Source organism: Collinsella aerofaciens (assembly GCF_019131995.1).
Taxonomy (GTDB): Bacteria; Actinomycetota; Coriobacteriia; order Coriobacteriales; family Coriobacteriaceae; genus Collinsella; species Collinsella aerofaciens_S.
The window spans coordinates 96,075-109,218 of sequence record NZ_JAHONA010000006.1 but is presented as its reverse complement, the minus strand read 5'-3'; the positions used below and the strand labels follow the sequence as shown (position 1 = coordinate 109,218).

The 13,144-nt window shown below is 60.4% G+C and carries 13 protein-coding genes; 6 read left to right on the top strand and 7 right to left on the bottom strand.

What is annotated here, in order from left to right:
- The coding region (locus tag KSY82_RS03375; protein ID WP_217752367.1) for an IS110 family transposase at positions 1–208 on the bottom strand (208 nt) is incomplete at its 3' end.
- Positions 209–751: 543 nt separating this feature from the next.
- Here KSY82_RS03375 and KSY82_RS03370 point away from each other — a divergent pair.
- Both KSY82_RS03370 and KSY82_RS03365 read left to right on the top strand, forming a co-directional pair.
- The gene (locus tag KSY82_RS03370) at positions 752–2,572 is read left to right on the top strand and encodes an adenine deaminase (protein WP_217750274.1); all 1,821 of its coding nucleotides are present in this window, start codon (positions 752–754) and stop codon (positions 2,570–2,572) included.
- A 206-nt stretch (positions 2,573–2,778) separates the two neighbouring features.
- Positions 2,779–3,573 carry a Cof-type HAD-IIB family hydrolase gene (locus tag KSY82_RS03365; protein ID WP_217750273.1) on the top strand — a complete coding sequence of 265 codons (795 nt, stop codon included), beginning with the start codon at positions 2,779–2,781 and terminating at the stop codon, positions 3,571–3,573.
- 105 nt (positions 3,574–3,678) lie between these two features.
- On the opposite strand, the gene KSY82_RS03360 is transcribed toward KSY82_RS03365, so the two are convergent.
- The 6 genes from KSY82_RS03360 to KSY82_RS03335 all read right to left on the bottom strand — a co-directional run bounded on the left by KSY82_RS03360 (position 3,679) and on the right by KSY82_RS03335 (position 7,949).
- A complete protein-coding gene (locus KSY82_RS03360; protein WP_217750272.1) occupies positions 3,679–4,521 on the bottom strand; it encodes a Cof-type HAD-IIB family hydrolase in 843 nt (280 codons plus the stop codon).
- 87 nt (positions 4,522–4,608) lie between these two features.
- Entirely contained in the window at positions 4,609–6,027 is a 1,419-nt protein-coding gene (locus KSY82_RS03355) for a citrate synthase (RefSeq protein WP_217750271.1), read from the bottom strand.
- Between the two features lie 77 nt (positions 6,028–6,104).
- Positions 6,105–6,392, bottom strand: a complete 288-nt coding sequence (locus KSY82_RS03350) for an ACT domain-containing protein (protein ID WP_006235289.1) — start codon at positions 6,390–6,392, stop codon at positions 6,105–6,107.
- 396 nt (positions 6,393–6,788) lie between these two features.
- Positions 6,789–7,157: a site-specific integrase gene (locus KSY82_RS03345; RefSeq protein ID WP_303246696.1), complete on the bottom strand. Its 369-nt coding sequence runs from the start codon at positions 7,155–7,157 to the stop codon at positions 6,789–6,791.
- 18 nt (positions 7,158–7,175) lie between these two features.
- Complete coding sequence (locus tag KSY82_RS03340; RefSeq protein ID WP_006235292.1) at positions 7,176–7,427, bottom strand: helix-turn-helix domain-containing protein; 252 nt, start codon at positions 7,425–7,427, stop codon at positions 7,176–7,178.
- 9 nt (positions 7,428–7,436) lie between these two features.
- Complete coding sequence (locus KSY82_RS03335; protein WP_217750269.1) at positions 7,437–7,949, bottom strand: DUF2975 domain-containing protein; 513 nt, start codon at positions 7,947–7,949, stop codon at positions 7,437–7,439.
- A gap of 135 nt (positions 7,950–8,084) precedes the next feature.
- On the opposite strand from KSY82_RS03335, the gene KSY82_RS03330 reads away from it, so the two are divergent.
- The 4 genes from KSY82_RS03330 (at position 8,085) to KSY82_RS03320 (ending at position 13,014) form a co-directional block, all read left to right on the top strand.
- Entirely contained in the window at positions 8,085–10,307 is a 2,223-nt protein-coding gene (locus KSY82_RS03330; protein ID WP_217750268.1) for a hypothetical protein, read from the top strand.
- A gap of 5 nt (positions 10,308–10,312) precedes the next feature.
- Positions 10,313–11,053, top strand: coding sequence for an ABC transporter ATP-binding protein (locus tag KSY82_RS03325; protein WP_117769450.1), 741 nt, complete (start codon positions 10,313–10,315; stop codon positions 11,051–11,053).
- A gap of 279 nt (positions 11,054–11,332) precedes the next feature.
- Complete coding sequence (locus KSY82_RS10345) at positions 11,333–12,565, top strand: P-loop NTPase family protein (RefSeq protein ID WP_254881700.1); 1,233 nt, start codon at positions 11,333–11,335, stop codon at positions 12,563–12,565.
- A complete protein-coding gene (locus tag KSY82_RS03320) occupies positions 12,466–13,014 on the top strand; it encodes an ABC transporter ATP-binding protein (RefSeq protein ID WP_254881698.1) in 549 nt (182 codons plus the stop codon). Before KSY82_RS10345 ends, KSY82_RS03320 begins: the two co-directional genes overlap by 100 nt.
- Positions 13,015–13,144: the final 130 nt, after the last annotated feature.

Below are 13,144 nucleotides of genomic sequence, written 5' to 3'. Positions count from 1 at the left end.
CGAGGGACCCTATGTTGCGGAACTGGTCGACCACGACGAGCGTGCCGGCGGGCGCGGAGGCGAACAGCGCGTCGAGCTCGGCCTCCCTGTTGCGGACGGGGGCGCTGGCCAGCACCTCCCCGTCGCGGTCGATCAGGCAGGCCCAGTGCGACGACTTGCCGACGTCCAGGCCGAGCACGGCCGCGGGTCTGGTGGATGGCGCTTTCACGGTGGTATCCTTCCGGTAGTCGTTCGACCGGATGGCCTCCCCCTCGGCACTCACATTACCAGCCGCGGCGCCTGCCCGGCACTTTCCTATCAGCCGTCGGGGGCGGCGCGCCCCGCGCCGGCAGCACCCAACAGGCCCTCTCGGGGGCAGGGACGTTCGGCCGTGCGCGGGCGCCCGGTCGGCGGCCCGTTCTGGGCGCGCCTCAATCGTAGCCCGAGATGGTCCCGGGCTGACAATTTCGACTGTAATGGACGTTCTTGAATGACTAGTCGTTTAAGAACGTCCCCAACGACTATTGCGCCCTCTACCCGCGGCATTGTCTTGCTCCGGATGCGGCAGTTAGGGACGTTCCTTTTGTGCCGGCACTTTGGGACACTCCTTGTCATTGGTGCAAAGCAGCCTGTCCCCATTGCGCCAAGCGGCGTGTGCCGTTAAGCGGATGGGGTGTTAGCGGGACCTTCTTTTGGGCATACAATTGCTATTGGCTTGCTGCGGTGAAGGCTCGTCCGCTCCGCAGTTATTTCTACAGTTAAAGGAGTATGTATGTCCGTTGAGGTCATGAGGTCTGTGATCGATGCAGCCGAGGGTCGCGTGCCCGTCGACACGCTGTTTGCCAATGCGCAGATTGTCGACGTATATGGCCAGCGCGTGGCGCCCGGTAGCGTTGCCGTCAAGGATGGCGTAATCGTCGGCGTGCTCTACAACGGTCGCGACGATGCCGCCGGCACCTACGAGGCGACCGAGGTCATTGACTGTCAGGGTCGCTATATCGCCCCCGGCTTTATCGACGGACATCTGCATATCGAGTCCTCGAACATCCGTCCCGCCGAGTATGCGCGCATGGCGGCGACGCGCGGCACCACCACTGCCATTGCCGACAGCCACGAGATTGCCAATGTTGCCGGTCTCGACGGCTTGCGCTTTATGATTGAGGATGGCCGCCGCGCACCCATCTCCATCAAGTACATGATGCCTTCGTGCGTGCCCGCGCTGCCCGATGAGCAGGCCGGTGCCGTTATTTCGGCTGCCGATATGCAGGCGTTTTTTGCCGAGCATCCGGGCGATGTCTTTGGTCTGGGCGAGATGATGAACCTGCCGGGCGTCTTTATGGCCGATCCCGAGACCTGTGCTCGTATCGACGCTGCCAACCAGACGCCGTCCAAACAGGTTGACGGTCACGCCCCACTCGTTGCCGGCAAGGACCTCAACGCCTATGCCGCGGCGGGCATTATCGCCGACCATGAGTCGACGATTCCCGAGGAGGCACTCGACAAGCTATCTCGCGGCATGTATGTGATGCTGCGCGAAGGTACGTGCAGCCATGACCTGGCTAACCTGTCTCCGATGTTGCTGGAGAATCCCGCGCGCGCCCGCCGCTGCTGCTTTGCGACTGACGACCGCGCCCCTTCCGATGCGCTTGCAACCGGCATGATCGACAATGCCTGCCGCGTGGCGATTGAGGCCGGTATCGACCCCGTGGTCGCTATCTCTATGGCGTCCCTCTCCACGGCCGAGGCGTTTGGCCTGGATCACGGCTGCCGCGACCCGCATGAGCTCCGCGGTGCGATTGCCCCGGGTAAGCGTGCCGACCTGCTGGTGCTCAATGACCTGACGTTTGCCACGGCTCCGCATCGCGTATATGCCGCCGGTGCTCTGGTGGCGCAGGACGGTACCTTTGTGGGCGAGATCGCACCCGAGATGGCCGAGGTTGCGGCCCTTGCCGATGAGCTGCGTGCCTCCGTTAAGCTGCCGAAGCTTTCGCTCGACGTATTCGACTATGCCTTTAAGCCGGGCGAGGCCGTGATTGACGTGGTGCCGGGCAAGGCCATCACGGGCATGGTTCGTCCCGAGACTGACGAGGACTTGCGTCGCATTATGCTGATTGAGCGCCATGGCCGCGGCGTGTCGCTGCAGGCCGAGGGCGCCGACGGCGACGGCCCCGCTGGCCTGGGCCTGGTCGGCAAGCATATCGGTCGCGGCTGGGTGCGCGGTTTCACCATCACGGGTGGCGCCATTGCCTCCACGATCGGCCACGACTCGCACAACGTGTGCGTGGTGGGCGACAACGCCGCCGATATGATGGCCGCCGTTGAGGCCGTGGGCCAAGGTGGTCACGTGCTGGTGCGCAACGGCGAGGTCGTGGCGCGCATTCCGCTGGCGCTCGGTGGCCTGATGAGCGAAGGCACGGCCGAGGACGTTGCCGCGCAGCACGACGACTTTATGGTCAAGGCGCGCGCCATGGGTATTGAGCCGCCGCTCGACCCTATCATGGGCATCATCTTCCTGCCCCTGCCGGTCATCCCGACGCTCCGCATCCGCCCCGAGGGCATGTTCGACGTCACGACCTTCACCTACGCCGACTAGTCATCGGGGACGTTCTTAAACGACTAGCCGTCGGGGACACTCTTTGGCGGGCTGCCTGACGCCGCGACCGTAGGACCTCTGGCATGTGTGAGCTATTTGCCAGGTCCTTGCAACGTTTACGCCCGCGGAGTCTTATTTGAGCTTCCTTTGGGTACGTTGGAATCGGATACGCGTTCGATTCCAACAAGCCCGAAGGGAGCTTTTCTATGTTTAAACTGATTGCATCCGATATGGACGGCACACTGCTTGACGAAAACGGCCAGGTGCCTCCCGAGACCTATGAACTGATTCTGGCGCTACACGAGCATGGCGTGCATTTCGCCGCATCGTCAGGTCGTCGCTACGATCGCCTGTGTGAGTTCTTTGCGCCCGTTCGCGACAAGATGGACTTTGTCGCCGCTAACGGCGCCCAGGTCTACGCCGACGGTAAGATGGTAGACCGTGAGGTGTATTCGCACCTGGCGATTCGAAGGCTCGCCCAAGCCGTCAGGACGTTTCCCAATCTGCATCTTGCGCTCTTTGACCGAACCAAGTCCTTCCTGCTCGATGACGAGTGCAAGTTCGTGCGTGAGGTCGATAAGGACCTTCCCAATGCCGAGCGCATTTGGGAGCTGCCCGATCCCAGCGCAAATATCATCAAGGCGAGCATCTTTTGCGATGACGGTGCCGTTATGGACAGTGCGTACGTGCTACAGCGCGAACTTGGTCAGCTCTTTACTTTTGCACCTTCGGGCAACGCGTGGATCGATGCCATGCAGCCTGGTGTGTCGAAGGCCTCGGGTATCGCGCAGCTCGCGGAGCATTACGGCATTGAACGCAACGAGGTCATGGCGTTTGGCGACTCGATGAACGACTACGAGATCATTCGCTTTGTCGGCACGGGCTGCGCGATGGAAAACGCGCGCCCCGCGCTCAAGGCGGTGGCCGATCGCGTGGTGGGTTGTAACCGCGACCACGCCGTCCAGCAGGAGCTTCGTCGCGTGCTGGAGGGCCTCGCTTAATCCGACAGATGGGGACGTTCTTGTTCTGCCGGCAGTGGGGGACAGTTCTTGCAGCTTTTCGCGAAGAGTGTCCCCAACGACTAGTCGTTTAAGAACGTCCAATGACTAGGCGAGGACGGTCATGATGGTGCGGGCGACGCCGTCGTGGTCGTTGTCGAACTCGGTGATGGCGTCGGCGGCCTTGCGGTCCTCGGGCTCGGCGTTGATCATGGCCATGCCGTGGCCCGCTGCCTGCAGCATGGGGATGTCGTTGATGTTGTCGCCGAAGGCCCAGGCGTCGGCGAGACGCTCGCCCAGATGCTCGCATAGCCACGTGAGGGCCGTTCCCTTGGTGGCACCCTCGCCCATGACCTCGATATTCATGGCGTACGAACGCGTGACTTCAATGCCTCCGAGCGTGTCGAGTTCCGCCGCGATGGCGTCGCGATCAGCCGGGTTGTGCCAGTACATGGCGATGCGCTCGAGCGTCTCGACCTCGTCGATCTTGCTGTCGATATCCATGTCGATCGGTGTTCGTGTGCGCTTGAGCGAAGCCGCGATGTGGGGGTCGCCGCCGCAGAATTCGTCCAGGCGCGTGTAGAGCGAGCGGGGGAGGAAGCACTGCCCATCCGCGAAGATATCGAAGGTCACATCGTGGCCGGCGGCGATGCGATGGATGCGATGGGCAATGCCGCAATCGAGCGGACGGCTCAAGATGCACGTGGCGCGCGAGGCGTCGGTGGGCACATCGTCGTCGAGCTGCCAGACGCTGGCGCCATTGGCGCAAACGGCATAGTGCACGGCGGTATGGGCGAGGATGGGCTCAAAGATGCCCGACAGCGGACGTCCCGTGCAGGGCACAAATTCAATCCCGCGTCGAGCGAGCTCGTCGAGCATCGCCCAGGTGGCATCGCTCATCTGCTTATCGCTCGTCAACAGCGTTCCATCCATATCGGAAAACACAATCATTTGATGCAGCCCTTTCTGCTGGCATAAAAAGCGTGGCCGAGGGCGATGATGCCCTGGCCACGCTCGGGTTCTATAACGGTCCGCGTCCTAGCGATCGGCGAGCGGCTTGTACTCCAGCGGCTCGATAACCGGGCGATACGCGGGGCGAATAATGCGGTGCGCGCAGAAGAGCTCTTCCATGCGGTGTGCCGACCAGCCGGCCATGCGGGCGACGGCGAATAGCGGCGTAAAAAGCGTCTCGGGTACGCCGAGCATCTTGTAGATAAAGCCCGTGTACAGGTCGATGTTGGCACAGATGGGCTTGGTCATGCCGTGGTCGCGCATCACCTGCGGTGCCAGGCGCTCGATACGCTCGATGAGTGCGAACTCTTCGCCCAAGTCCTTCTTGGCTGCCAGTGAGCGCGCGTAACGGCGGCAGACCTCGGCGCGCGGGTCGCTGAGCGTATAGACGGCGTGGCCCATGCCGTAGATGAGGCCCGTGCCGTCGAAGGCCTGCTTGTCGAGGATCTTGCCCAGGTAGGCCGCGACCTCGTCCTCGTCCTCCCAGTTGGAGACATGCGCGCGGATGTCCTCGTGCATAGACACGACCTTGGCATTGGCGCCGCCGTGGCGCGGGCCCTTGAGCGAGCCGATAGCCGCGGCGTAGGCGGAATACGGGTCGGTGGCCGAAGACGACAGCACGCGGCAAGCGAAGGTGGAGTTGTTGCCGCCGCCGTGCTCGGCATGCAGCATAAGCATCACGTCGAGCAGCATGGCCTCGTCGCGGGTGAATGCCATGCCGCCGCGTAGGACCTGCAGGATGGTCTCAGCGGTGGAGAGGCCGGGTGTGGGGTGCGGCACATGAACCTCGGAGCCGCGGCGCTTGGCGACCGAGGCCATATGCGCGAAGGCGGCGATGCGGGGGAGACGGGCGAGCATGGAGATGGCGACGTCGATTTCGTGTTCGGGTGTAATGGCGTCGGGCTCGGCGTCGAAGGCGTAGAGCAGCAGCACGGCGCGCTGAAGCACATTCATGATGCTCGACGACACCGTGGTCATGGGGAACTCACGGACGAATTCGTCGCTCAGGTGCCTAAAAGCACCCAGGCGTCCGCAAAAACCGTCGAGTTCCTCTTTGGTGGGCAGCGAGCCCGTGATGAGCAGGTAGGCGACCTCTTCGTAGCCGTAGCGGTTCTCGGCCTGGGCGTTGTTGACCAGATCCTCGATGCTGTAGCCACGAAGCGTGAGCTTGCCCTGATCGGGCACGACTTTGCCGTCGACCTTGTTGTAGCCGTGCACGTCCGAGATGCGGGTAAGGCCCGCGACCACGCCCGAGCCGTCGGCATTGCGCAGGCCGCGTTTGACGTTGTGCTCTACGAACAGGTCCTCGTCGTACGGGGCGGTCGGCAGGCCGTGGTAGAGGTTTTCGCTTTCGGGCGAAATCTGACGGCTCGCCTCGTAATCCAGAACCAGGCGGCTCAGGTGATCGTCGAAGCGGTAGTAGATTTTCTTGGCGTCGTAGGCCATGCGCGCTCCTCTCCGGTCCGCTTTGGGGCCGCGCGCTTGGACGATATGACGTCAAGCTGCCCCGAGCGGCTTGTTCGCTACAGGCGGTACATAAAGTTAAAGACGTCCTCGCGCTGGATGGACACGTTGACGCCCGAAAGCTCGCCGGCCTCGGCCAGCGCCTTCTGCAGCTCGGCGAAGTCGAGCTTGGACTCGGCGGTGTCGGCCAGCATGGTCATGGTGAAGATGTCCTCGATAATGGACTGCGTGATGTCGCGGATGTCGACGTTGGCCTCGCCCAAAACGCGGGTGACGCCGGCGACGATGCCGGGGCGGTTCTTGCCAAGGACGGTGATGACGATGCGGGAGGACGAGATCTCGGCCATGGGAAACCCTTTCGCGTGGTTGCGGTGCGCGCGGGGCGCTCCGCTACGGTACAGTGTTCATCATTGTACCTGTCTGGCGCAAAAAAGGCGCGCTCGCTGCGGCGTTACATGCCTGCAACATGAGCGTAAGGGGGAAGGCCGTACGGGGAAGAGCCGTCTGGCGCGTGTCCGGCTCGTGTTGGGTTGATTTCCGATCTCAGCCGAACACATTGAGCGGACAGGCCGTTCCCGCAGTCAGCCGAACGCCTCCGACGGCTGATTCCGAACTGGAAGCGGAGGGCATCCCCGCCCTTCGGTAGGGGATACCGCTCCGCGGCGCATGCCGCGGGCGGCGCCCCTATCGGACCACCGTGACCTCAGTTGGGATGGGCCCAGCACTGCCGCGTACTCGGTGAGCTAGAGCCAACTGTTCGTCTTCACGTCGCGTATGGCGATATTTCGGTCGTCCGGCTCGGTGATGCCGTAGCCGAACGCCTGGAGCGTCTCGATGGACTCCTGGATCCTCTGTTGGAACATGGGACCCGGATCGACCCTCGGCCCGAGGTGCCCGCGCCAAAGGCACGGCGTGGCGCGCAGCATGTTATGGATTTTGGAGATGGGCTCGATGTCGGCGTAGACGTTGAGCGTCGCCATGGCGTCCTTGATGAACGAACCCATTCCCTTCGCGTACGCCACCGAGTGTCTGATCGAGATCAGGCCCGTCTCGAAATCCACATCGCACCACCGAAGGCCGCAGACCTCGCCGATTCGCATCCCCGTGCGCAGGGCGAGTACGACCGCCCTCTAATCCTCGGCGGACCAATCGAGTCCGAACTCCTTTCGGGCATCCTCTTCGCTCATGACTTCGAGAAGGTCTCCGGGTTGGCAACGAAGGGCGAGGCATAGCTGCTCGAGTGTGTTGAAGCGAATGCCGCGAATATGCCCTTTTTTAATGCGGGACAGGTTCACGGGCGTGGTTCCAATCCTTTCGGCAAGTTCGTTCGAGGAAATCTTTCGCTCGGCCATGATCTTGTCGAGGCGAACAATTACGGGCATGGCGTTTCCTTACGCAATCTCGTCGGAGTCGAGGTGCAGCTCTCGGGCGTACAAGAAGAGCTGGGAAAGCATGAACAGGACGATGCCGAGAACCAGAGAGGTCCAATCGAATGATGAAGCGATCTCTTGGGCGCCGACGGCCCCCTCGCCGCCAAACATCGAAACGGAGGTTTTGAGTGAGCCGGCGTAGAGGCTGGTGGCAGCTTGAACAACGAAGAGAATGCCGAGCACCTTCAAGCATGTCGCAGACCCTTTCTTGAAGGGGTCTCCGCTCTTGATCGTCCACACGAGAACGGCGCTGAGGATGGTCGTAGCGATACCGATGACGGCAGGGACCAATGTCGAGATCGCAAGGGCTGGATACGCGGGGGAGTCTGCAATTACAGGGTTGTCGAGCACTTCGATTGCTGGCTTTAAGGAGAACGCCACTTGTGCGATGGCGGTGGCGCAAAGGGTCGCAGAGGCTATCGCACATGCGATGCGGAAGGAATGAAGCCGGGGAGTGCGATTGTCGGAACTCATAATAACCTCCGAAGAATTTAAAAAACTCAGGTTACTTTTTAACAGTTTATGTTAAATTGACTTTGCCGGCAAGTAATAAGGGCCGAGCATTTTGTTCGGCCCCTCTGTTCCGACTGGATGAGGTTAAGGTTGGCGATGAATATGCTCAAAATCTCGAAGGCGATCTTTAGGTCGCTTCTCTCCTCCAGGTCGCTCTGTGTTGTCGTTGTTGCGTTGATGGTTCTTTGTGCTCTGCCCGTCTTCAGGAGCGCGGCTGGCATCGACGGACGGGTCGAATACCTCGAGTCGGGAATAACCCGTGTTGAGCAGGAATTGTCAGCATCCTATGCGGATGCGCTTGTGAATGCGGGGGAGGACGGTGTCTATACCTCTTCATCAAGCATGCCCGCGCTTCTGTACCCTCTTGCCGCGGGACGTCTTATCTTGGCACCGCTCTCTCCCCTACTTCCGTTTCTGCAGATATCGGATGGAGAGTACACCTATTATGACGGATCGAAGGAGTACTTGCTATGGGTCGCAACGGCCGTTGCCGTCTCGTTCCTTGCCGCGCGTCTTAACAAACGTGAAAAGCTCATCATCCAGGCACCGATGGGCGAGCTGGGTAGACTTGTTGCATCGAGCGTATGGGCGAGTGTTTTTGCAATGCTTGCCGTCCTCGCCATCAATCTTCCAGGGATAATCGCCGCGCTTGTGAAGAATGGCCCGGGCTCGCCGTTCTATCCGATAGGCTACATTCAATATGCGACTCCGGTTATCAAACCGGCTTGGCTGGTGTTCGCGCAGACGGCCATCTTGCAATTCTTGGTGGCAGCGTTCATCTCGCTTGTCGTTCACCTTGCCGTGAAGATTGCCAATAACCCTACGCTTGGAATCGTGTTCGTATGTGCCCTGATGGGGGTGACGATGGTTCCCGGGTATTACGGAAGATCCATCGCTTTACGTGAGTTCGCCCTGTTGAATCCCCTTACGTATGCGAACACTGAGTTGACCGTCGGCGCCTATAGCCCGTACCCGACAACGCAGATAGTGAATCTGCCTGGACTTTGCTTCGAGCGTGGCGCGATTGCCCTCGTATGCGCAATCGGGATCGAGGTGCTGGCAATTAGCCTGCTTTGCGTTGCTGGAAAGAGCGGCTGCGCGTGCCCGATATCCCCGATTTGTCTTGAGAGAGGTTCCTTCACTGCATCGAGAACGGCAACTCGTTCGAGCGCTTGTGCCTCCGCCGTTGCATACGTAAGAACGATGGGGAAACTGCTCCTGCGTTCTCCTACCCTCGCCGTATGCGCGATTGCAATGTCGACGACGATGCTGGCCCCGGCTCTGGTCGAGATGTTTCCTGACGCTGATAACGTTTCCGCTGTTCGGTATAGGGATGGGGAGCTCCGTTCAATAGATCGGTATCTAGAGCAGAACGCTGCGAATATGGACGTCGAGGGCAAAGCGGCCCTGGAAGACATGCGGGATGCTCTTTCGGGTTTCGTGTACGCGCCTATGCCTGCGGAGGGGTTTCGAAGCCTTGCGACGTACGAGCGCGCTCGAGGTGAGCTGGGCGCGGCAGATGCGACTCTCCTGCAATCGATCGGAATCGAGCCGGAGACTCCTTCTCGTGCGGAGGCGCGCGCCCTTCTGCTTGAGTCGATCGCGAACTTGCCGGACCCCAAGGTTTACGAGTTAAGTACGAAGATGCCCCCATTAATCCTCCTTTCGTATCTCCAGGCAGCGCTTCCCTCCTTATTTTTGCTGTTGCCCGTGGTTGTCACATCGCTCGCGTGCACCCACCTGCAGTGTCGTTCCCTTCTGGTTCTCCAGATCCCCGCAACAGCGCATGTGCGTTTTCTGACGGCTGTTGCGCTGGCTCTCCTGCTTGGCTTGGTGCTGCTTTTGGTGTCGATGGTTCCCGCTGTCGTTGTGTCCGTGATTAAGAACGGTGCGGGTGGATCGGAGTATCCCGTCGCTCTCATTCGGGCGGGAGCTTCGACAACGTCCACGGTGGGGGAGGCGGTGTTGTGCAGTATTCCGTTGCTGGTCATGGCATACGGCGTGATTTCCGTCGTCGCTGCGTTGACAGCAGCGATTAGCCGCAACCCCGTTGTCACCGGAATGGTTTGCGCGGTTCTCTTGGTGTTGGGTTCGTTGAGCGCTCATGTTGAAAGCGTGGGCATGGGCGTCGCGCTGCTGGCTCCATTCGCCTCGTTTGATCCCGCTTCCCAGGTGGGGACGATTGGGTTCCTTGGGCGAGGGACGAACGCGATGCCTTTTGGAGAGGTCGTCGGCGCATCGGGCGCTCTGCTGGTGGTCTTGGGCGCCGTATCTCCGTTGATGGTGCGCCTGAGTGTTCCAAAGATCGAAAGGGGATGATCTCGATGATTGACCTTCAAACGCTGACGATCTCTTATGGAAAGAAGGTGCTCGTAGATTCGGTGAACGCTGAGTTTGCCCCGGGTACGGTCTACGGTCTCGTCGCTCCGAACGGGCATGGAAAGACGACGTTGCTGCGTGCGATGGCAGGTTTGCCGGGTCCTCGCGTGGACGGGAGCATCGTTCTGGATGAGGTGCAGGGTACGGGTGCGAGAGAGGTCCGTTCTATGATCTTCTATGCACCTGGTGAGGGGACGCTGCTGTATCCCGGATTGCGTGCGGAAGATCACCTCAAGATGGTTTGCGATATGTGGCCGCATGCTCGCGATATCGAAGAGATAGTGGAACAAACGCAGATAGGCGAGTTCGCGAAGATGAGGATCCGCACTCTGAGCCAGGGCATGAAGCAGCAGCTTACCCTGGCGATTGCGTATGCGACGGGCGCGCGGTACCTTCTATTAGATGAGCCCATGAACGCGCTCGACCCCAGCAGGGTGGACTTGCATTCCGAGATTCTCAGGAAGCTGGCCGATTCTGGTACGTGCATCATCATGTCATCCCACATCTTGGATTCGGTCGATAGGCTGTGCGATGAGATTCTGTTTTTGAAGGATGGGAGGCTCATTAGAAGCATTCCGCAAGATGATGCTGCGCCGAAGTCTCCTGGATCCCATTTCGCAAAGCCTGCCGGACGCGCCGAGGGTGCGCTAAGCACGTATCGGCGACTCTACGAAAAGGGCGGGTAGAAATGCAAGTTAAAAATCTATGTGGCCAATGTGATACCGTTGAACCCGCGTATCGATACCGTTCAGCCATTCGCCTCGCCCCCATCTTACGCATCTTCATCCGGTCTGTTACTTTTAATCTAACGATTCTTTGAGGAATGCAGGTGCTTCTGAATGTACTGTCGACTTCTTCTCAAACTAATCCTAAGAGACAAGGCCGTATGGATTTCCACGCTCGTTCTTGCTGCAGCCTTCTCCATCCCCATTGCGTTCAATTCACCCATCTACGGCCCCTTCTTTATGAAGCAGGGCATGCAGGGCTTTGTCGACGCATTCAATACGCGCGCGCCCCAGGCCAGCGGCACAGACCTATCGCCAGAGCAGCAAGATGACGCTGAGCTTGCAAGATACGCGAACGCCGCCCTCGCCGCTCAAACCGACGCCGCCTTTCTCGACTCTGCCGAGAGCTACTACGCGCTCATGGACGAGGGCTTCCAATCCGGGTCCATCGTGGGGGACCAGGAGACCAATGACGCAGAGCTCGCATATTGCCGTGCCCTGAGCAGCTCCGGCATCGCGGATATCCCGGCCTCCGCAAACGACCTGCCGTTCCTCTCCTTCCTGCCCTACGCCATTGCCCAGGCGCCGTCCTTCCTTCCCTTCATCCCCTTCCTTCTCTCGTCGATACTCGTGCTCGGCGCCACAAGGCCTGCGACCCTGGCGGCAAAGGCGCCCGTGCCCAAATTCCGGCGCCTTATCCAAACCGTGTTTTCGATAATTGGCGCGGGGACCGCGATGCTCCTCGCCGGCCTTGCACCCGGGGGCATTTGCGCCTTGGCCCTAAACGGCTTCGGGCAGATCGGGTACCCGATCGCCTTCTTCCATAACGGCGCGCTCACTACCACGACCGCGGGAAACGTCTTCACGACCATACTTCTCGCGCTGCTCGCGGGTGGAACCTTGATATCCGTTTGTTCCGTCGTCCTATCGACCGCAACGAGGCGCGTCTTCGCGGGCCCCCTTACCTCCGCGTTGCTTGTCGCGGCCCCGGCATTCCCGTTATTGTCCGATTCGGCACTGGGGCATAATGCCGCGCTCGAGCTCCTGCCGCTGGCCGTGTTCTCGCCTATCGAGGCAACGGGTTACGTAGGATGCTTCCCGACGGAATTCATTGGCTCCGGTTCGGGCGGCGCATCGATGCTTGCCGTGGCCCTGGTATACGTCGCGGTCCTTTTCGCGGTCGGCGCCGTTGCGACGCGTTCGCCCAAACAGTCTGGACCCGCGAAAAAGCACCATGGGCTCGAGCTTCTGGACGTGAGCGTGGGATACGGAAGCACGACGATACTTTCAATCGGATCGCTTTTCCTGAGCCCGGGAACGGCGGCGGGGCTCGTCGCTCCCAACGGCTCGGGGAAACCACCTTTCTTGAAGCGCTGTCGGGCCAATTTCCCACCCGCATCCGCTCGGGAAGCCTGTTGGCAGACGGAATCTACCAACGTCGATCAGCCGAATTCGCAGAACTCGTCTACCTGAGCTCTTCGGGCGGCGCGGATCTCTACCCCACGCTATCGGCCCGCGAGCACCTCTCTTTCGTTAGGGAGGCGTGGAAATCGGCCGCCGACATCGACTCGCTCTGCAACTCCCTCGGAATCTCCCCATATCTCGACAAGCCGACCCGTAAACTCTCGACAGGAATGAAGCAGCAGGTAAAGCTTGCCATGGCGATAGCGACCGATTGCCCGTACCTCATCCTCGATGAACCGCTGAACGGCCTCGATCCGGGAAAACGGAAAACCTCCTGCGACGCGATGCGCAGCGAGGTGGAGCGGGGACGCAGCGTGCTCATCTCAAGCCATCTGCTCGACGACCTGGCAGACCTCACCGACTCGTTCTACTTCATCGAGGCCGGCACGCTCGTGGAAAAGACCGAGTCGTCCTCGCAGACGCTCAAGCAGGAATACCTCGATACATACGAGAGATGAATGTGGGGGAGTGTTCGGATGAAGTTGATATTTAAGGTCCAGCTCGTGTCGTTCCGAAAAGACCGTGAACCTTTTGTGGGACACGCGGCGCCGTGGTACCATAGCCAAGTTTGTTGTCTTGGTCGGAAAC

Bases quoted from the DNA above. Each gene is read 5' to 3' on its own strand.
- KSY82_RS03365 (WP_217750273.1), top strand. From the start codon at position 2,779: ATGTTTAAACTGATTGCATCCGATATGGACGGCACACTGCTTGACGAA.
- KSY82_RS03340 (WP_006235292.1), bottom strand. From the start codon at position 7,427: ATGCCCGTAATTGTTCGCCTCGACAAGATCATGGCCGAGCGAAAGATT.
- KSY82_RS03350 (WP_006235289.1), bottom strand. From the start codon at position 6,392: ATGGCCGAGATCTCGTCCTCCCGCATCGTCATCACCGTCCTTGGCAAG.
- KSY82_RS10345 (WP_254881700.1), top strand. From the start codon at position 11,333: ATGAAGCAGGGCATGCAGGGCTTTGTCGACGCATTCAATACGCGCGCG.
- KSY82_RS03355 (WP_217750271.1), bottom strand. From the start codon at position 6,027: ATGGCCTACGACGCCAAGAAAATCTACTACCGCTTCGACGATCACCTG.
- KSY82_RS03330 (WP_217750268.1), top strand. From the start codon at position 8,085: ATGAATATGCTCAAAATCTCGAAGGCGATCTTTAGGTCGCTTCTCTCC.
- KSY82_RS03335 (WP_217750269.1), bottom strand. From the start codon at position 7,949: ATGAGTTCCGACAATCGCACTCCCCGGCTTCATTCCTTCCGCATCGCA.
- KSY82_RS03325 (WP_117769450.1), top strand. From the start codon at position 10,313: ATGATTGACCTTCAAACGCTGACGATCTCTTATGGAAAGAAGGTGCTC.
- KSY82_RS03370 (WP_217750274.1), top strand. From the start codon at position 752: ATGTCCGTTGAGGTCATGAGGTCTGTGATCGATGCAGCCGAGGGTCGC.
- KSY82_RS03360 (WP_217750272.1), bottom strand. From the start codon at position 4,521: ATGATTGTGTTTTCCGATATGGATGGAACGCTGTTGACGAGCGATAAG.